General features: G+C 68.0%; 15 protein-coding genes. 11 read left to right on the top strand and 4 right to left on the bottom strand.

All coding sequences use genetic code 11. The features are described from left to right. Positions 1 to 116: 116 nt before the first annotated feature. Positions 117 to 1289 (bottom strand): Gfo/Idh/MocA family oxidoreductase, encoded by a 1173-nt coding sequence (locus VB080_RS05000; protein ID WP_323417331.1) that lies wholly within the window; start codon positions 1287 to 1289, stop codon positions 117 to 119. Positions 1290 to 1429: 140 nt separating this feature from the next. On the opposite strand from VB080_RS05000, the gene VB080_RS04995 reads away from it, so the two are divergent. The 9 genes from VB080_RS04995 (at position 1430) to VB080_RS04955 (ending at position 11628) form a co-directional block, all read left to right on the top strand. After that, complete coding sequence (locus VB080_RS04995) at positions 1430 to 2455, top strand: LacI family DNA-binding transcriptional regulator (protein WP_323417330.1); 1026 nt, start codon at positions 1430 to 1432, stop codon at positions 2453 to 2455. Between the two features lie 172 nt (positions 2456 to 2627). Continuing rightward, positions 2628 to 3563: a TIM barrel protein gene (locus VB080_RS04990; protein WP_323417329.1), complete on the top strand. Its 936-nt coding sequence runs from the start codon at positions 2628 to 2630 to the stop codon at positions 3561 to 3563. 18 nt (positions 3564 to 3581) lie between these two features. Next, positions 3582 to 4586, top strand: coding sequence for a Gfo/Idh/MocA family oxidoreductase (locus VB080_RS04985; protein ID WP_323417328.1), 1005 nt, complete (start codon positions 3582 to 3584; stop codon positions 4584 to 4586). Positions 4587 to 4879: 293 nt separating this feature from the next. Next, positions 4880 to 5848, top strand: a complete 969-nt coding sequence (locus tag VB080_RS04980; RefSeq protein ID WP_323417327.1) for a sugar ABC transporter substrate-binding protein — start codon at positions 4880 to 4882, stop codon at positions 5846 to 5848. Between the two features lie 85 nt (positions 5849 to 5933). Then, positions 5934 to 7436 carry a sugar ABC transporter ATP-binding protein gene (locus tag VB080_RS04975; RefSeq protein ID WP_323417326.1) on the top strand — a complete coding sequence of 501 codons (1503 nt, stop codon included), beginning with the start codon at positions 5934 to 5936 and terminating at the stop codon, positions 7434 to 7436. Between the two features lie 14 nt (positions 7437 to 7450). Further along, positions 7451 to 8452, top strand: a complete 1002-nt coding sequence (locus VB080_RS04970) for an ABC transporter permease (RefSeq protein ID WP_323417325.1) — start codon at positions 7451 to 7453, stop codon at positions 8450 to 8452. Continuing rightward, complete coding sequence (locus VB080_RS04965; protein ID WP_323417324.1) at positions 8452 to 9633, top strand: Gfo/Idh/MocA family oxidoreductase; 1182 nt, start codon at positions 8452 to 8454, stop codon at positions 9631 to 9633. Before VB080_RS04970 ends, VB080_RS04965 begins: the two co-directional genes overlap by 1 nt. A 27-nt stretch (positions 9634 to 9660) precedes the next feature. Beyond that, a complete protein-coding gene (locus VB080_RS04960; protein WP_323417323.1) occupies positions 9661 to 10530 on the top strand; it encodes a sugar phosphate isomerase/epimerase family protein in 870 nt (289 codons plus the stop codon). A gap of 72 nt (positions 10531 to 10602) precedes the next feature. Further along, entirely contained in the window at positions 10603 to 11628 is a 1026-nt protein-coding gene (locus VB080_RS04955; protein ID WP_323417322.1) for a Gfo/Idh/MocA family oxidoreductase, read from the top strand. A gap of 11 nt (positions 11629 to 11639) precedes the next feature. Here VB080_RS04955 and VB080_RS04950 read toward each other — a convergent pair whose 3' ends face one another. The 3 genes from VB080_RS04950 to VB080_RS04940 form a co-directional block, all read right to left on the bottom strand. Then, positions 11640 to 12671: a LacI family DNA-binding transcriptional regulator gene (locus VB080_RS04950; RefSeq protein WP_323417321.1), complete on the bottom strand. Its 1032-nt coding sequence runs from the start codon at positions 12669 to 12671 to the stop codon at positions 11640 to 11642. 354 nt (positions 12672 to 13025) lie between these two features. Next, a complete protein-coding gene (locus tag VB080_RS04945; protein WP_323417320.1) occupies positions 13026 to 14726 on the bottom strand; it encodes a TM0106 family RecB-like putative nuclease in 1701 nt (566 codons plus the stop codon). Then, entirely contained in the window at positions 14726 to 15427 is a 702-nt protein-coding gene (locus VB080_RS04940) for a demethylmenaquinone methyltransferase (RefSeq protein ID WP_323417319.1), read from the bottom strand. The genes VB080_RS04945 and VB080_RS04940 overlap by 1 nt, the downstream gene beginning before the upstream one ends. Before the next feature lie 89 nt (positions 15428 to 15516). On the opposite strand from VB080_RS04940, the gene VB080_RS04935 reads away from it, so the two are divergent. Beyond that, positions 15517 to 16191, top strand: a complete 675-nt coding sequence (locus tag VB080_RS04935; protein ID WP_323417395.1) for an ABC transporter ATP-binding protein — start codon at positions 15517 to 15519, stop codon at positions 16189 to 16191. After that, the gene (locus tag VB080_RS04930) at positions 16188 to 17897 is read left to right on the top strand and encodes a DUF6297 family protein (protein WP_323417318.1); all 1710 of its coding nucleotides are present in this window, start codon (positions 16188 to 16190) and stop codon (positions 17895 to 17897) included. Before VB080_RS04935 ends, VB080_RS04930 begins: the two co-directional genes overlap by 4 nt. Positions 17898 to 17954 lie beyond the last annotated feature (57 nt).

Raw genomic sequence — 17954 nt, 5'->3', positions numbered from 1 at the left:
GGCGCCACATGTTGTTCGCTGCCGCGTGAAGGCGCGGATCGGGCGGATCAAGCTGTGAGGTTGCTTCCGTCCTCGGAATCCCTGCCACACCTTGACCGGTGCGGCGAGGCGGTCGCTCAGGACAGGCCGTCGGCGGGAGCCACCCAGGCGCCGTTGTCGTCGTGCGAGGCCAGCACGGCCTCGACGAACTGCACTCCGATCAGGCCGTCGATCCCGGTCGGGAAGGACAGTTCGCGAATCGTGCTGGGCTCACCGGCCTTGCGTGCCTGTAGTTCGTCGGCCAGATCGCGGTAGAAGTTCGCGAATGCTTCCAGGAACCCTTCCGGATGGCCCAGGCCCACGCGTGTCAGCCGGCCGGAGTCCTCCGACAGCGTGCTCATGCCGTGCGTGAGGATGCGGGTCTCGCCGGCAAGCTCCTGAACCACCAGGTGGTGGGGATCCTCGTGCTGCCATTCCAGGCTCGCCTGGTCGCCGAACACCCGAATGCGTAGACCGTGGTTGTGTCCGGTCGCCGCCATGCTCGCCCAGAGCCGGCCGGGAACATCATTGCTGAGCCGCAGCTGGACGGTGGCATTGTCGGGCACTCGGCGACCGGGCACCAGGGTGTGCAGCTGTGCTGACAGCTCCTCGGCCTGCAGCCCGGTGATGTAGCGGACCAGATGGTAGGCATGCGTGCCGAGGTCGCCGACGACGCTGCCCCGCCCGGCGACCGCCGGGTCGGTGCGCCACAGCGCCTGCTTGTTTCCGGTCTTCTCCAGCGCGGGGGCGTTCCAGCCTGAGGCGTGCTCGACGTCGACGTACCAGACCCGTCCGAGCGCGCCGTCGCGCACCAGCCGGGCTGCCTCGCGCACCATCGGGTAGGCCGAGTAGCAGTGCGGGACGGCGAGCACGACGTCGTACTCGGCTGCGAGCCGGACCAACTCGGCCGCCTCGGGGGAGGCCGGGGTGAGCGGCTTCTCGCAGACGACGTGGAAGCCGTGGCGCAGGAAGGTGCTGGCGATCTCGAAGTGAGAGTTGTTGGGGGTGGCGACCACGACCAGGTCGACCCGGTCGGGACGCGCGGCCTCACGCTCGGCCATCTCGGTGTAGCTGGAGTAGACCCGCCCCGGGTCGACTCCCAGGCCGGCAGCCACCTCGCGGGACTGCTCGGGATCCTGGCCAAAGACCCCGGCCTCAAGCCGGTAGCGGTCGTCCAGCCGCATGCCATTGCGGTGGGTCTTGCCGATGTCGGCGCCGAGGCCGCCGCCGACCATACCGGCGCTCAGGCGGATTGCAGGGATTGCTGTCATGGAAATCTCCACCTCGTTATGGACAGATCTGGACCGGTCCATCATGGGGCATAATCGTGTCCGGACGCAAGCGCCCAGGGAGGACGACGCAGGGTGCGACGACACCCGCCCCGAGGGCGCAGAGCACGAGGACGGTGGCGATGAACAGCGGGCAGCCGCGGGATGTCAGGCCTGCGACGATTCGCGATGTCGCCGCGCGAGCGGGGGTGTCGAAGTCGCTGGTCTCCCTGGTTCTGCGGGGGGACCCCCATGTCAGCGCCAGCCGCCGGGAAGCGATCCAGCGGGCGATGGACGACCTCGGTTACCGTCCGAACCTGACCGCACGGAGTTTGTCGCGCAGTCGCAGTGATGCCGTGGGCGTCCTGCTCAACGACCTGCGCAACCCGTGGTTCGTCGACCTGCTCGCCGGGCTGGCCACCACGCTACGCAGTGCTGGCCTGGTTCCCCTGATGGCCGACAGTCACACCGATCAGCGGATCGGGGTGAGGTCGGTCGACTCGCTGGTCCGCCAGGGCGTCGACGCACTGGTGGTGGTCGGTACCACCAGCGATCCGGAGGCGGTCGCTGCCGCCTCCCAGGAGCTCCCGGTGGTGCTGGCGGGCACGCGCGAGCCCGTGCTGCCCTCGGTCGACGTGGTGGTCAATGACGATCGGGCGGGCGCCGAACTCGCCACCGGTCACCTGGTTGAACTGGGGCACACGCGGATCGCCCATCTCCAGGGCCCCGGGCTGATCGGCAGCCTGCGTGCGCAGGGCTACCAGGCGGTGCTGCGGGAGGCGGGGCTGAGCCCGACCGTCTTCCTCGAGCCCGGCGGTATGAGCGAGGAGAGCGGCTACGCCGCCACGCGGCGCGTTCTCGATCGCCCGGAGCCGCCGACCGCCATCCTGGCGTTCAACGACATCGCCGCGATCGGTGCCCTGTCGGCGCTGGACGACCGGGGCCTCCGGGTGCCCCAGGATGTGTCGGTGGTTGGCTACGACAACACCTATCTGGCCCGGATCCGCCACCTGTCGCTCACCTCGGTGGACAATGGCAACTTCGCCGTCGGCGTCCAGGCCGGAAGGTGCCTGGTCTCCCGACTGGAAGGTCGTAGCGGGGACGGTGAACTCCACCTGGTGCCGTCCAGCCTGGTTGTCAGGGGCTCGACCGGCGCGGCGCCCAGGTGAGCGGATTTGCTTTATTGACAGAACAATGTGACAGCCATAGGCTCGCAATGGTGGCGTCGTGCCGCCGACAAAGGTCCTCGACAGGGCAGGTCGTCCGGTCTGCCAGGTTCCCGGCTCGGTGTCGAGCAGGGAGTGCCGGGGTTCCGTCCGTCTTGTTTCTGAAGGGAGACTCATGGCCGAGTCGAAGGCCCGCAATGCCAGCAATCCTCGCTACAGCAAACTGACCATTGGTGTGTGCCCGGACCAGTGGGGGGTGTGGTTCCCCTGGGACGAGAAGCAGATCGCCTGGGACACCGCACTCGCCGAGATGGCCGAGGCTGGGTTCTCGATCATGGAGACCGGTCCGCACGGCTATTTCCCGACCAATCCCAAGCTGCTCAGGGCAGTGATGGACGAGTACGGTTTCACGGTCGTCGCCGGCACTGGCTGGGGCATCCTGCACAAGGCCGAGGCCTGGTCAGAGACCGAGCGCTTCTTCCGCTCGATCGGCGAGACCCATGCTGCGGTGGGATCGGAGTTTGTCGTCCACCTGCCCCCGATGTACCGCGATGAGAAGACCGGCGGCTACACCGATGACAAGGTGCTCTCCACCGATGCCTGGAACCTCTACATCAAGAACGCCGACCGGCTCGGCCGGATCATGAAGCAGGACTACGGCCTGAAGATGGTGCTGCACCCGCACGGTGACAGCCATATCGAGACTCCCGAGGACATCGACCGGGTCTTCCAGGCAACCGATCCGGAGTATGTCGGCTTCTGCCTCGACACCGGGCACATCGTCTACGGCGGTGGCGATCCGATGGAGATCGCCCGCAAGTACCCCGAGCGGATCGAGTACGTCCACATCAAGGCGATGGATCCCGCGGTCGTCAAGCAGGCCCACGACGAGGACTGGCCGTTTGTGAAGGCCAACCTGAGCGGCTGTTCGGTGGCTCCGCCGGCTGGCCTGCCCGAGATGCGCGCGCTGATCGAGACCCTGGCCGACCTCGACAAGGAGCTCTACGTGATCTGCGAGCAGGACATGTACGGCTGCGCCAAGGACTACCCGCTGCCGAACGCCATCCAGACCCGCGAGTACCTGGCCTCCCTGGGCCTGGGCGTGCTCTGAGCCAGAAGGGATGCTGACATGACGGTACGGATTGGCATGATCGGCCCGGGTGGGATGGGCAAGGCCCACATCGAGCGGATCCACTCGGTGATCGCCGGTGGTCGTGTGGTGGCCGTCACCGACGTCAACCCGGACAACGCCCGGGCGGTCGCCAAGCAGATCGGGGGTACTGCCTTCGACGACAGCGTCTCGTTGATCAACTCCGCCGACGTGGACGCGGTGATGATTACCAGCTTCGGGCCGGCCCACGAGGTCGACGTGCTGGAGTGCATCAAGGCCGGCAAGCCGGTGTTCTGTGAGAAGCCGCTCACACCCACCGCGGACGGCGCGCTGCGCATCATGGCGGCCGAGCAGTCCGCCGGGCGCAAGCTGGTCACGGTCGGCTTCATGAGACGGTTCGACGCTGGCTATCGCGAGATGAAAGCCCTGCTGGACTCCGGCGAACTCGGCGAGACCCTGATGGTCCACTGCGCACACCGCAACCCCACTGTGCCCGAGTCGTACACCTGGGACATGGCGATCAACGACACCGCGATCCACGAGATCGACACCACGCGCTGGCTACTGGGGGAGGAGTTCGTCTCGGCCCGGGTCGACAAGCCGAAGAAGACCAGCCTGCGGTTCCCGCACCTGCAGGATCCGCTCGTGCTCATCCTCACCAGTGAGTCGGGGGTGCGGGTGGACGACGAGGTCTTCGTCAACCACCAGTACGGCTACGACATCCGTTGTGAGGCGGTGGCGGAGCGGGGCTGTGTCTCGTTGGCCGACCAGAATGTGATCGATATCCGAGACGCCCACGGCTCCCGCAACCGGATCACCCGCGATCACAATGACCGCTTCTACGGCGCCTTCGTGACCGAGGTCCAGGAGTGGATCAAGGCGGTGTCCGAGGGGCGTCACACCGGCTCGTCCTCCTGGGACGGCTATGCCGCGGCAGTGGTGTGTGACGCGGGCGTCCAGGCACTCACCGCCGATGGTGAGGTGGCGATCACGATGATCCCCAAACCGGAGTTCTACAGCTGAGGATCGGGCGGCCGCGCGACGATGCCGGATGTCTGCCGAGGGGTATCTCCACGGCAGGCATCCGGGGCGCCGAGCCCGGCCGGTCGAGATCAAATCGTGACCGGATCAATTGTTCCTACTATGTATGTATGTCTTGACACCATGTCAAAGCCTGACATAGGTTCAAGACCGCCGGCTACGAAGCAGTAGCCGTCGGAAGCGAGGAGCCCGCAGGTCAGCCAGCGAAGGGGACAAGGCACCCGGCATTGGCAACGACGGCCCCAGGGCTTGTGTCAGAGATCAAGAGAGGGATCATGGCAAAGAAGTTTGGACTCACAGCGGCGGCAGTGGTGCTCGCCTCGACTTTTGTCTTCTCGGCGTGTAGCGCACCGGCCGAGCCGGGGACCTCCGGGTCGCCGACCACGGGCGGCGCACCGAGCGGCAAGCTCAGGATCGGGGCGGCATTCCCGATTCTCGACCAGTTCCTGCAGACCGTGGCCGATGGCATGCAGGCCAAGGCCGACGAGATCGGCGCCGAGTTGGTGATCGTGGCGGCCCAGGAGAAGGCGGATACCCAGCTCTCCCAGGTGGAGAACTTCATCTCCCAGGGCCTTGACGGCATCATGGTGGTGCCGGTCGACACCGATGCGGCCGGTCCGATGACCGAGGCTGCGAAGAACGCCAACATCCCGCTGGTGTACGTGAACCGTCGTCCGGCCGATCTGCCTGATGGTGTCCCCTACGTCGGGTCGGACTCGCTGCTGTCTGGTCAGTTGCAGATGGAGGAGCTGGCCAAGCTCGCCGGTGGCAAGGGCAATGTCGTCGTCCTGCAGGGTGATCCGGCCAATGAAGCTGCCCGGCTGCGCACCCAGGGTGTCGAGGAGATCGTCGCCAAGAACCCCGACATGGCCGTCACCAAGACCCAGGCCGGTAACTGGTACCGCGAAGAGGGTCTGGCCATCATGGAGAACTGGCTGCAGACCGGTGACCAGATCGACGTCGTCGCCGCGAACAACGACGAGATGGCGCTGGGGGCAATCCAGGCGCTGAAGAACGCCGGGAAGCTGGATGACGTGCTGGTCGGAGGCATTGATGCCACCGCAGATGCGCTGGCCGCGATGGAGGCTGGCGAGCTGGAGGTGACCGTCTTCCAGGACGCAAAGGGCCAGGGTGCCGGCGGCGTCGAAGCGGTGCAGAAGTTGGCCAACGGTGAGACTGTCGAGGCCTACATCGACGTCCCCTACGTCCTGGTCACCCCGGACAACATCGCGCAGTTCAAGTAACCCGCGGCGCGGGCTGGCGGTTGAGGAGCCGAGGTGCCCTCAACCGCCGCCGCGTTCCGTTGACGACAACGATGGCGAGGTGGCCATGACAGACGAGTATCTGCTGCACATGAAGGCAATCTGCAAGAGCTTCCCAGGCGTCCGCGCGCTGGACTACGTCGACCTGGAAGTCCGTCCCGGAACCGTCCATGCCCTGATGGGCGAGAACGGGGCCGGCAAGTCGACCTTGATGAAGATCCTGATCGGGCTCTACACCGAGGACGAGGGGACGATCGTCCTGAACGGGCAGGAGGTGAAGATCCCCGACACGGCCACCGGCCTGTCCCTGGGCATCTCGATGATCCACCAGGAACTGTCGCCGGTGCCGGAGATGACCGTCGCGGAGAACATCTTCCTGGGTCGCGAGCTCCGCGGGAAGTCGGGTCTGGTCAGCCGGCGCCGGATGAACGCCGCAACCAAGGAGTTGTTCGGGCGTTGGGACATCGACATCTCACCGACTGCCCCGATGAAGAAGCTGAGCATCGCCCAGACCCAGATGGTCGAGATCGCCAAGGCGATCAGCTACGACTCACGGGTCATCATCATGGACGAGCCGACCTCGGCGATCACCGAGACCGAGGTCGCGCACCTGCACCGCATGATCCTGGACCTGCGTGCGTCCGGCACGGCGATCATCTACATCACCCACAAGATGGACGAGGTCTTCAAGATCTCCGACTACGTGACCGTCTTTCGCGACGGCAAGCATGTCGCCACCAAGCCGGCCGCCGAACTCGACCACGACAAGCTCATCGCCTTGATGGTGGGCCGGGAACTCACCCAGATGTTCCCGAAGCTGGATGCGGCGATCGGCGAGCCGGTCCTCCAGGTGAGGAACCTGAACCGCGGCAAGCTCGTCCGGGATGTCAGTTTCGACCTCCGCCGCGGCGAGATCCTGGGATTCGCCGGTCTCATGGGAGCGGGTCGGACCGAGGTGCTGGAGACCTTGTTCGGGATCGCCAGGGCGGATTCCGGTGAGATTCTCATCGGCGACCGGCCGGTGACGATCCGCGAGCCGAAGGACGCCATCGAAGCCGGAATGGGCCTGTTGACCGAGGACCGGAAGCTCACCGGCATCATGCCGGTGCTGTCGGTGCGGGACAACATGATCATAGCGGCGCTGCCGCAGTACAGCCCCGGCGGCGTGCTGCAGCGACGCAGGATCGAACAGGCGTGTCAAACCCAGCGCGAGGCGCTGGCACTGAAGACCCCCTCGCTGAATCAGCTGATCCAGAACCTCTCGGGAGGCAACCAGCAGAAGGTCCTGATCTCACGGTGGTTGCTCACGCTGCCCGACATCTTGATGATCGACGAACCCACCCGCGGCATCGATGTCGGGGCGAAGTCCGAGATCCATCGGCTGATGTCGACGCTGGCCCAGGAGGGCAAGGCCATCATCATGGTGTCATCTGAGATGCCCGAGGTGCTCGGTATGAGCGATCGGGTGGTCGTGATGCACGAGGGTCGCGTCAGCGGCATCGTCGATCGCGCGGACGCCACCCAGGAAAGAATCATGCAACTCGCGACCGGCACCGGTCTGGCCGCCTGAGAGGTTTGACGAATATGACAACCACAACCGCTGCGAAGGTCTCCAGGTTCGACCTCGGTTCCTTCACCAAGAAGTACGCCATTGTCGGCATCCTGCTCCTGATCGTGATCACGCTGTCGATCATGACCAGCGGAACCTTCCTTCGTCCGCAGAACCTGATCAATGTCATCGTGCAGGTCTCGGCGATCGGCATCATCGCCACCGGTATGACCTTCGTCATCATCATTGAGGGCATCGACCTCTCGGTCGGCTCGGTGATCGCGATGTCGGCAGTGATCTCAGCCAGCCTGGCCCAGCTCCCGTCCGCGTCCAACCTGATGTATCCGGGGCTGAACCTGCCGCTGATCGTTCCGGTTCTCGCCGGACTGGGGGTTGGTGCGCTCGCGGGCGCGATCAACGGCTTCCTGATCACACAGTTCCGGATTGCCCCCTTCATCGCCACCCTGGGCATGATGACCGCGGGTTCCGGCATCGCGTCGATCTACACCAACGGCCGCCCGGTCTCCACCCTGACACCCGAGTTCAACTTCCTCGGCCAGGGAGCGATCCTGGGGATACCGGTCCCGATCGTGATCTTCGCCGTGGTGGCCGTGCTGGGTCACCTGGTGCTGAACTTCACCCGGTTCGGACGGCATGCCTATGCGCTGGGCGGCAACGTTCAGGCCGCCAGGGTCTCGGGAATCAACATCAACCGGCTGAAGTTCACCATCTTCACCGCCACCGGTCTGCTGGCAGGCCTGGCCGGCCTGATCCTGGCCGGCCGGATCGGCTCGGGGCAGCCCACCCTCGGCACCGGGATCGAACTGGACGTGATCGCCGCCACCGTGATTGGCGGTACCAGCTTCACCGGTGGTGTCGGCACGATCTGGGGGACCGTGGTGGGTGCCCTGATCATTGGCACGATCAACAATGGCCTCGACCTGATGAACGTCTCTCCCTTCTGGCAGAAGGTGGTCAAGGGCGCCATCATCGTGACGGCGATCATCATTGATGAGTTGAAGAACCGGAGCAAGTGATGCCGGTCCTCGGTGCCGGTGTCATCGCCTTCGGATGGATGGGCCGGCTCCATTCCAGGGGGTACCGCTCGGTCGCCGAGCGGTACCCGGAGCTGGGTGTCAGCGCCCGGCTGGTCAGCGTGGCCGATCTGGTGGAAGCCAACCGCGCCGAGGCACTCACGCTGGGTTTTGAGCGGGCCGTGGCCGACTACCGCGACCTGCTGGCCGACCCCGAGATCGACGTGGTGTCGATCTGTGCTCCGAACTTCCTGCACCACGAGATCGCGATGGCTGCGATCTCCGCTGGCAAGCCGTTCTGGGTCGAGAAGCCGATGGGTGTCAACGCCGCCCAGAGCCGTGAGATCGCACAGGCGGCCGCAGCAGCCGGGCTGGCTACCGCGGCGGGGTTCAACTACCGGCACCAGCCGGCGGTGGCGCATGCCCGTGACCTGGTGCGGTCGGGAAAGCTCGGGCGCATCACCAATGCGCGGGTATGGCTGATCGCCGACTATGCGTCCTCACCGGAGGGCCCGTTCACCTGGCGTTACACCCGCGAGCAGGCCGGCGCAGGGGTGGTGGGCGACCTGCTGAGCCATGGCATTGATCTGGCACAGTTCGTCCTCGGGGCACGGATCGGTGAGGTCTGTGCCATGACAGACACCTTCATCACCACCCGTCCGGTTCCGCTTGGGGTCGGCGTGGGACATTCGGCAGTCGCGGTGAGCGAGGAGCGCCGGGAGGTGCAGAACGAGGACTATGTCGCGGCGTTGGCGCGCACCGAGTCCGGTGCCCTGGTGACCCTGGAGTCCTCACGGGTCGCAGTCGGTCCACGGGCGGAGTACGTCATCGAGGTCTACGGTACGCAGGGTTCGGTGCGCTGGAACTTCGAACACCCACAGCACCTGCAGGTGCTGATCGCCGAGGACGGCAGCCACCGCGGCTACACCAGCGTGATGAGCGAGGCCGGCCACGGCGACTACGGGCGCTTTCAGCCCGGGCCCGGTATGCACCTGTCCTTCGACGATTCCAAGGTGGTCGAGGCCAGGCTCTTCCTGGAGTCGGTCATCACCGGCCGCCAGCTCGCCCCGTCCGCCGGTGATGCCTGGGCGGCCGCCGAGGCCGACGAGGCGATCGTGGCGTCCGCCACCGACCGCGCCTGGCACGCGGTGGCAGAGGCGACCGGCACCACCTACGCCGCGTAGACCCATCACCACGTCGAAGGAGTAGCAATGGTGAAAATCCTGCTCGACCCGAGCATGTACCACCCGCATCTGTCGGTGGCCGAGGAGTGCCACAAGGCGGCCGACCTGGGCTACCAGTACATCGAGCTGTCGCCGCGGGCCGACTTCCACGAGTGGCACCACTACCCGAAGGTGAATGACGCCGACATCGCAAAGCTGAAGCGCGCCATGACCGAGTCGGGCGTGAAGATCTGGACCTTCAACCCGGTCTTCAACTGGTCCTCGCCGGACGAGTGGACCCGGAAGATGCACGTCCGGAACTTCCGCCGGCTGCTGGAGATCGCCAACGACCTCGAGGTCCCGATGATCGCCACCGAACTCTCCGGCGACCCCAACCGGCCGACCCAGTGCGAGTGGGCGTTCTTTGCCTCGATCGAGGAGCTGGCGCCCGACTTCGAGAGGTACGGGATCAGCTGCACCATCGAAGCCCACCCCTACGACTTCATCGAGACCAATGCCCGGGCGGTGGACATCGTCCGCGGGGTGAACAAGGACTGGTTCAACTACGAGTTCTGCTGCCCGCACGCCTTCCATCTGTCCGAAGGCAGGGGGAACATCCGCGAGATGCTGGCGTACGCGGGGGAGAAGCTCGCCCACGTACATGTCGCCGACGTGTTCAACCACCTCGCCAATGTCGGGAACCGGTACATCCTCAACCCTCCGGGGGTGGACGCCCGGATCCACCAGCACAACGAGATCGGCAACGGCGAGGTCGCCTGGGACGAGGTCTTCGGTTACCTCCGGGAGACGAACTACGACGGCCCACTGTCGGTCTGCGTCTTCGGCTGGGAGGAGGACGCCGACGCGATCCACGTCCGGATGCGGGAGCGGATCGAGGCGGAACTCGGCGGCAACTGAAGCCGTCTGGACAAGGCCGGCCGGAGCACGCCGGCCAGGCACAGGGGAGTCGTCCCCCGGTGAGGAGGATTCATGAGGATTGGACTGGTCGGTTACGGCGGTGGCGGACGATGGTTCCACGCGCCCTATATCGATGCTGCCGAGGGGGTGGACCTCGTGGGGGTGGTGACCCGGTCGCCTGCCCGAATCGCCGAACTCCATGCCGAACGTCCCGGGATGCCGGTCTACGCCAGCCTCACCGACCTGCTGGCGGCCGGCGTGGACGCGGTGACGATCACCACGCCGCCGCAGACTCGTTACGATCTGGTCCGCGAGGCGATCAATGCCGGCGTCCACGTGGTGGCGGACAAGCCGTTCGCCCCCAGCGCGGCGGTCGCCGCCGAACTCGGAGCCGCAGCGGACGCCGCCGGGGTACGGCTGTCGGTCTACCACCAGCGCCGGCGGGACGCCGACATCCAGACCCTCCGGCAGGTACTCGACAGCGGGGAACTGGGCGAGATCTGGCGGTTCAACTCCAGCTTCGACCTCGATGAGCCGGGCACACTCGAAGCCGGTCCGCACGGCGGTCTGCTGCGCGACCTCGGCAGTCACCTGGTTGACCAGGCGTTGTGGCTGTTCGGACCGGTGGCTCGGGTGAGTGCCCACCTGGAGTGGGTGGAGCTCACCGAAGGCACGACCGATGCCGGCTTCGTGCTGCGCTTGGACCACCGCTGCGGGACGGCGAGCTTCCTGTCTGCCTCCAAGCTGAATCGGGTCGTCCGCCGCGTCCTGGAGCTGTACGGCGCGGGCGGCGCCTATCTGGCCACCGGCAGTGACGTGCAGACCGGAGCGATCAAGGCTGGACGGCGTCCCGCGGACGATCCGGACGGCTGGGGCTTCGAGCCCGAGCAGCACTGGGGTCGGCTGATCACGGCGGCCGGTGAGCGGGTGGTTCCGTCCGTCCAGGGCAATCACGCCGACTACTACGCCGCTTTCGCGCGGGCGGTGGCCGACGGCACCGAAGTGCCCGTCCCGGTGGCGGACGCGGTTCAGGTGCTGGCCGTGCTGGACGCCGCCCGGACCAGCGCTGTGGAGCACCGCACCGTCGAACTGGTCTGACCGGGGTACGGTCAGACGTCCACCTGGGGTGGGGCAGTAGTCTCGCGAATCTCGAGGGAGGGGTGAAGGACCACCTCCCGTGGTGGCTGGCCACTGATCTGCTCCAGGGCCAGGGCGACCGCCTCGCGCATCAGCTCCGGGGTGTTCTGCGCAATGGTCGTCAAAGCGATATAGGGCAGCCGCGCGGGTCGGGAGTCGTCATACCCGACCACCGAGAGATCCGCGGGCACATCGATGCCTCGGCGGGCGGCGATGTCCAGCACACCGATCGCGGCGCGGTCGTTGAACGTCACCAGTGCGGTGGGCAGCCGGTCGCGGGTCATCAGCGAGGCCATGGAGCGAGCCGCGTCCGCCTCAGTGATCCCTGTCGGCACGATGTCGATCCAGGCGTCCAGCCCCGCGTCCCTCATGGCTTGGGCATAGCCTGCCTCACGATCGTCCGCCGCCACCACACCCGCGCCGGCGAGGTGGGCGATCCGGCGATGGCCCAACGACACCAGGTGCGCGACCGCCAACTCCGTCCCCGCCCGGTCATCGGCCCGGACGACGCTGAACGAGGCCGGTTCGAGCTTGCGGGACACCACGACCGTCGGCACCTGCTCGGCCAGGTGCGACAGTTCCCCAGCGTCCAGAGCAGGGGCCAACAGGATCAGTGCGTCGCAGCGCTCCTTGAGCAACGAGAGGGCGGCCTCGGCGTCTGACCGGGTGCCGGTCACGGCGCTCAGGGCCACCTCGTAGCCGTGCCTGGCGCAGCTGGCATAGGCGTCCTCGACCAGGTCGCTGTGGAAGGGGTCGCCGAGCCGGAAGACCACACCGATCAGTGCGGAGCGCGACTGGCGCAGTTTGCGGGCGCGGGCGTCCGGCACGTAGCCCAGTTCGTCGGCGACCTGCAGCACGCGCCGCCGAGTCGACTCACTGGCACCCGAGACGCCCCGCATGACGATCGACACCAAGGGACGAGAGACGCCGGCCGCTCGGGCGACGTCGGCCATGGTGGGATTGCGCTGCCCGGTTCGCGCCCGTGCGGCACCATCGCCAGCCATGGATCTCCTTCGGTTTCACCTGACCAGTAAGGAATAGCACGAGCTAGGCCAGTACCGCGAGTGTCTTGACGAGGACCATCCCGGAGGGTAAAGTAATGGCTACTAGCACGTGCTAGCCAACAGTAGGTCGATGCCTTGCGACCGACGTTGGCGCCGCTTCGGTACCGCGGGCCGGACGACGAGTAGCGTCGCCCGGCGGGTCGTCCTCTCTCGGCCCGTTCGGGTGGCGCATCATGGCCGGCCGGGGCAGTGCCCGGCTGCTCGACGCTCTTGCGCCGGGAGGGGCCGAGGGCCTTTCGGGACAAGGTTGGGGGAGGCCATGGCGGCTGCGGCGACTCACCTTGCGCCCGGCCGTCAGCCGGGGCTGGACGAACCGTCATCGCCCACTGGGGTGTCCAGCGAGCGCAGCCAGCGCCGCACCTGCCAGGTGGCCCGGACGTCGTCCTCGTTGTACTCCAGTACCCGGGTGCGGGCCTGGCTGCGAAGCTCGGCGGTCTGGCCGCCGACCGCGTCGGCGAACCACTGCATGCTGTTCAGGCCGCCGGGGTCAGGGTCGCGCCAGCTGAAGCCGGCGCCGACGTGGGCGACCACCTTCAGGCCCAGGCCGTTGGTGCCGAAGAAGTGCTGGCGGACGATCGGGAACAGGTCGACGAAGTGGGCCCGGGCGTACTCCACCGCCCAGCCGAGCATCGGATCGTCGCCAGCCCGGGCGAGCCGGGCGATCGCCCGCAACTCGTAGTCGGAGTAGTGGTAGATGCGGGCGTCGGTGCCGTCGGTCCGAGCCCGCAGCCAGGTCATCGCCTGGTGGGCCAGGGCCAACTCGGCCGCGTCGTCCAGTTCGCGGAAGTCGCTGAACTGCCGGTAGTGGGGTTCGCCGGCGGGGTCGTCCAGCCAGAAGCCCCACAGGTAGACCCGGCCCTCGGCGGAGGTCTCGATGTCGAGGTCGATCTCCAGCCCGGCGGTGGGGAGCTCCACCGGTGCCGGGTTGACCCGTTCGAGTTCGATCCCGTCGCGGACCAGACGGGAACGGTGTTGCGCCAGCCGAAGCCGCTCCTCGGCACCTTTGCGGTGGGTGATCCGGGCCAGGTAGTCGGGCAGCAGGGCATCGAGGTCGGCGTCGACCAGGTCGTTCACCGTCCACACCCCGGCCTGCCGCAGCACGGTGATCTCGAACACATCCAGCGGCGACCTGCTGATCCGCAGACTCAGGTCGTCCGGGTCGAGCCGGGGCTCGCAGACCGGCCACCAGGCGCACCCCCCACACTCCCGGCTGACCACCGGCAGCATGGCCGGGGGAGCGGACGGGTCGGACGCCTCGGCCTGCTCGGCAATCGCCAACCGGCCGGCGAACTCGAAGTCGTAGCGGGCCAGGGCGGTGGTCGCCTCGGTATCGCCGTCGGCAACTTGGCCCCCGCCAAGGCCGACCACCGGCTCCTCGAGGTCGACCCAGACCGCCGGCTGGGCGAGGTCGTCGAGCTCGTCGGTGCCGACCACCAGCCCCCAGGCTCCGGACGCCGGCGCCTGGCCGCAGGCCTGCAGGATGCGGTAGTAGTGCGCCAGCTGCAGGGCGTAGCGCCACCGGTACTGCCACCGGAACCGGTATCCCCGGACCTGCTCCCGGGTGCCCAGGTCGTCCAGCCGGGAGATGGTGGCAGTGGTGTCGTCGCGGCGCTGGTCGAGTTGCCGGAAGCCGCGCACCAGCCCGGGGACGTAGCCGCCGTCCGGGTCGCGGACCAGCAGGTGGGGACGGCCCACCCGGTGCCCGGCCAGATCGGCGGGAAGCAGCCCGCCGACGATCACCGCGGCTCCGGACGTCATCGCGGCCACACCGGCCTCCCGCTGGACGCCGGTCGGCTCGCCCCGCAGCACCCGCAGATCGACCACCCGTCCGGTGCCGCCGAGGATGCTCTGGTAGGCCTGCTCAACCAGTTCCTGCGCCTGCGGGACGCGGGGGACGAACGGCTCGGTTCGTGGCGGCAGGCTTAGCCCGGGGTGGAACTCGTTCTGGGTGCGGACCGGGCAGCTGCGGGCGGCGTGCGAGTGCAGCAGGGCCATCAGGCCCACGCCCGGTGCAGGGCGACGATCCCCCCGGAGAGGTTCTTCCAGCCGACCGAGCGCCAGCCGGCGGTGTGCAGCCTGTCGGCCAGGGTGCGCTGGTCGGGCCAGGCCAGGATCGACTCGCCGAGGTAGTCGTAGGCGCTCGGGTTGCTGGACGCCACCGCTGCCACCTTCGGCAGCATGGTGAGCAGGTAGCGCTGGTAGACCTCGCGGAACGGCTTCCAGGTCGGCGTGGAGAACTCGCAGATCACGATCCGTCCCCCGGGGCGGGTGACCCGCAGCAGCTCTTTCAGGGCGGCGCCGGTGTTCTCGACATTCCGCAGCCCGAACGAGATCGTGACGGCATCGAAGGCGTCGTCGGCGAACGGCAGCCAGAGCGCATCGGCGTTGACGAAGGGCAGCGAACCGAACCGCCGGCGTCCCTCGGCCAGCATGCCGAAGCTCAGGTCGGCCGGGATCACCGTCGCCCCGGCCGCGGCGAATGGCGCCGAGGAGGTTCCGGTGCCGGCTGCGAGGTCGAGGATGCGCTGCCCGGGTAGCGGGTCGACCGCGGCAACGGTCTGGGTGCGCCAGGCCCGGTCCTGGCCCAGCGAGAGCAGGTCGTTCATCAGGTCGTAGCGGCTGGCCACCTCGTCGAACATGGCGGCCACGTCGGCGCGCCGCCGATCCAGGCCTGCCCGGGAGTCGTTTCGCTGCACGACGACAAGACTGCCATGACCGTCCGACAGCCCGTAACCAGTGGGCAATCGTGGTCCCGGTGCAGCACGAGTTGTCCCGGTGGGAGAGAATCAGCCTCGTGGCAAAACGAACCCCGGTGCTCAAGGTCACCGCGCTGAAGAAGGCCTTCGGGCCGGTCGTCATCGTCGACGGCTTCAACCTCGAGGTGCATGCGGGCGAGGCGGTAGCCCTCACCGGACGCAACGGCGCCGGCAAATCCACCGTCCTGCGCTGCCTGGTCGGCGCCGACCGACCCGACGAGGGCACGGTCACCGTGAACGGCATCGCGGTCAACGAGACCAACCCGCAGGTCCGGCGCGAGGTGGCCACCGTGATCGACGACCTCGACTTCTTCCCCGACCTGTCCGTCGTCGAGCACCTCGACCTGCTGGCCCGGGCCCACGGCATCCCCGACCCGGAGGAGTCGGTGGACGAGGTGCTGCGCGAGGTGCAGTTGGTCCCGCAGTCCGGGCAGCTGCCCGCCACGCTGTCGTCGGGTCAGCGCCGCCGGCTGGCGCTGGCTACCGCCTTCGTCCGGCCCCGCTCGCTGCTGATTCTCGACGAGCCCGAGCAGCGGCTGGACACCGAGGGTGTGGAGTGGCTGGCCGCCCGGCTCAAGGCTGAGCGGGCCCGCGGACTGGCGATCGTGATGGCCAGCCACGAACCGGCCCTGGTGGACGCGGTCGCGACCCGGGTGATCCGCCTGGCCGGCGCCGAACTGGCCGGCGACGAGAGTGCCGAATGAGCAAGAAGTCGCGCAAGCTGATCCGGGCCGGGCTGCCCGAGGCGCTGCCGGTGGAGGTCGAGGTCGTCCCCGAACCGGAGTGGGACTTCCACTTTGTGCCCGACTTCGAACCCGTCGAGGTGGACGAGGCCGACCTCCACGAGCAGATCAAGCTCTGGCGGCACGGGCGCGCCACCCGCACCCTGTGGCAGGTGTTACAGGACGGCTACGTGGCGATCTTCAGCGTGGTGATGCTGGGTGCGATGGCGTTCAGCGTGGTTCAGAAGGCGCAGTCCGGCGCCGCCGCCTGTACCACCGCCGGCTGCGGCGCGGCCCGGCTGTTGATGCCGGCCACGGTGGTCTTCGCCGGTTTCGCGCTCACCCTGGCGGTGGCGCGGCTGTTCGGCCCGGTGCTGGCTTCGGCAGCGGAGGGCTTCTGGCTGATGGACGCTCCGATCAGCCGCCGGCGTCTGCTGGGCGGCCGGCTGCGGCTGCCGGTCATCCTCGGCGGGGTGATCCTGGCGGTGGTGGTGGCTCTGGTGGGCGCCCTGGTCGGGATGGGGCCGGCCTCGCTGGTGGTCTGGTCGCTGAGCGCCGGGCTGGGGGCTGCCGCGCTGATGGCGCTGGCGGCGGTGGAGCAGGCCCGGGAGCGCACCTGGCTGGTCCGCGGCCTGCTGTGGGGGTTCGGCGGGGCGATGGTGGTGGTTCTGCTGGCCGTGGTCTCGGTTGCCGCCGGCTGGTTGCCGATGACCGAGGTGGCCTCCGGTCCGGTGGCGGACGCCGTGGTCGGCGGGATCGGTGTGGCAGCGCTGGTCGGGCTGGTGCTCGGGCTGCTGGCCGCCAGGCGGCGACTGGAGTCGATCCGCCGGGCCCGGCTGCTCTCCGGCGGCTCCCTGGTCTCGGGCATGCAGGGCGCCATGTTCGCCCTCGACTTCGGGCTGATCCGCGACATCCTGGTCGAGCGCGAGGCCGCCGCACGCGGGCACGTCCGTCCCACCAAGGGCCGCGGACTCGGGGTGACCGCGCTGATCTGGCGTGACGTCGAGCGGCTGAAGCGCAACCCGAAGTCGTGGATCGGCCTGGCGTTGAGCCTGGTGGTGCCGTATGCGGCCGATGCGCTGCGGATGAGCCAGCTCAACCCGCTGTTGTCGGGGCTGGCGCTGTTCATCGCCCTGGTGCCCTTCCTGGGAAGCCTGCGGGTGCTCACCCGCACCGGGGGGCTGGCCCGGATGCTGCCGTTCAAGACCTCGACGATCCGGACGGCGGTGATGGCGGTGCCGGCGCTGCTCGCGCTGGTGTGGGCGGTGCTCGCCGTCCCGGCCTTCGTCGGGATCTCACAGACCGGTGCCGACCGCAGCCTCACCGAGGGCTTCGTGGTGGCCCTGGCGACGGCGATCGCCGGGTTGTTCGGTGCGGTGCGCTGGCAGACCGCGAAGAAAGTCGACTTCGGGGTGCCGATGATGGCCACCTCGTCCGGCGCAATGCCGCCGACGCTGTTGTTCAACCTGTTCCGCGGTCTGGACATGGTCGCGCTGATCACTGCGCCGTTGATCCTGCGCTGGCCGGTCACGGTGTCCCTCGGGGTCGCGGTGGTCGCCTTCGTCTTCCTCCGTGGCACCTTCAACATGGACGAACTCAAGGCCGAGCAGGAGGCGCTGCAGCGCGAGGAGGCCGCGAAGAAGTCCGGGACGGCGCCGAAGGTGAAGGTTCCGCCGCCGCGCCGCTGAACATCTGTCCGCTGTGCGGGGCCGGGCAGCGCCACAGCCGGCCGTGACCGGGCCGGG

The sequence above is a fragment of the Propionicimonas sp. genome, assembly GCF_034927565.1.
In the GTDB taxonomy this organism is placed as follows: Bacteria; Actinomycetota; Actinomycetes; order Propionibacteriales; family Propionibacteriaceae; genus Propionicimonas.
The sequence above is the reverse complement of the archived record's forward strand: the minus strand, read 5'-3'. Positions and strand labels throughout refer to the sequence as shown.

Bases quoted from the DNA above. Each gene is read 5' to 3' on its own strand.
- VB080_RS05000 (WP_323417331.1), bottom strand. From the start codon at position 1,289: ATGACAGCAATCCCTGCAATCCGCCTGAGCGCCGGTATGGTCGGCGGC.
- VB080_RS04995 (WP_323417330.1), top strand. From the start codon at position 1,430: ATGAACAGCGGGCAGCCGCGGGATGTCAGGCCTGCGACGATTCGCGAT.
- VB080_RS04990 (WP_323417329.1), top strand. From the start codon at position 2,628: ATGGCCGAGTCGAAGGCCCGCAATGCCAGCAATCCTCGCTACAGCAAA.
- VB080_RS04985 (WP_323417328.1), top strand. From the start codon at position 3,582: ATGACGGTACGGATTGGCATGATCGGCCCGGGTGGGATGGGCAAGGCC.
- VB080_RS04980 (WP_323417327.1), top strand. From the start codon at position 4,880: ATGGCAAAGAAGTTTGGACTCACAGCGGCGGCAGTGGTGCTCGCCTCG.
- VB080_RS04975 (WP_323417326.1), top strand. From the start codon at position 5,934: ATGACAGACGAGTATCTGCTGCACATGAAGGCAATCTGCAAGAGCTTC.
- VB080_RS04970 (WP_323417325.1), top strand. From the start codon at position 7,451: ATGACAACCACAACCGCTGCGAAGGTCTCCAGGTTCGACCTCGGTTCC.
- VB080_RS04965 (WP_323417324.1), top strand. From the start codon at position 8,452: ATGCCGGTCCTCGGTGCCGGTGTCATCGCCTTCGGATGGATGGGCCGG.
- VB080_RS04960 (WP_323417323.1), top strand. From the start codon at position 9,661: ATGGTGAAAATCCTGCTCGACCCGAGCATGTACCACCCGCATCTGTCG.
- VB080_RS04955 (WP_323417322.1), top strand. From the start codon at position 10,603: ATGAGGATTGGACTGGTCGGTTACGGCGGTGGCGGACGATGGTTCCAC.
- VB080_RS04950 (WP_323417321.1), bottom strand. From the start codon at position 12,671: ATGGCTGGCGATGGTGCCGCACGGGCGCGAACCGGGCAGCGCAATCCC.
- VB080_RS04945 (WP_323417320.1), bottom strand. From the start codon at position 14,726: ATGGCCCTGCTGCACTCGCACGCCGCCCGCAGCTGCCCGGTCCGCACC.
- VB080_RS04930 (WP_323417318.1), top strand. From the start codon at position 16,188: ATGAGCAAGAAGTCGCGCAAGCTGATCCGGGCCGGGCTGCCCGAGGCG.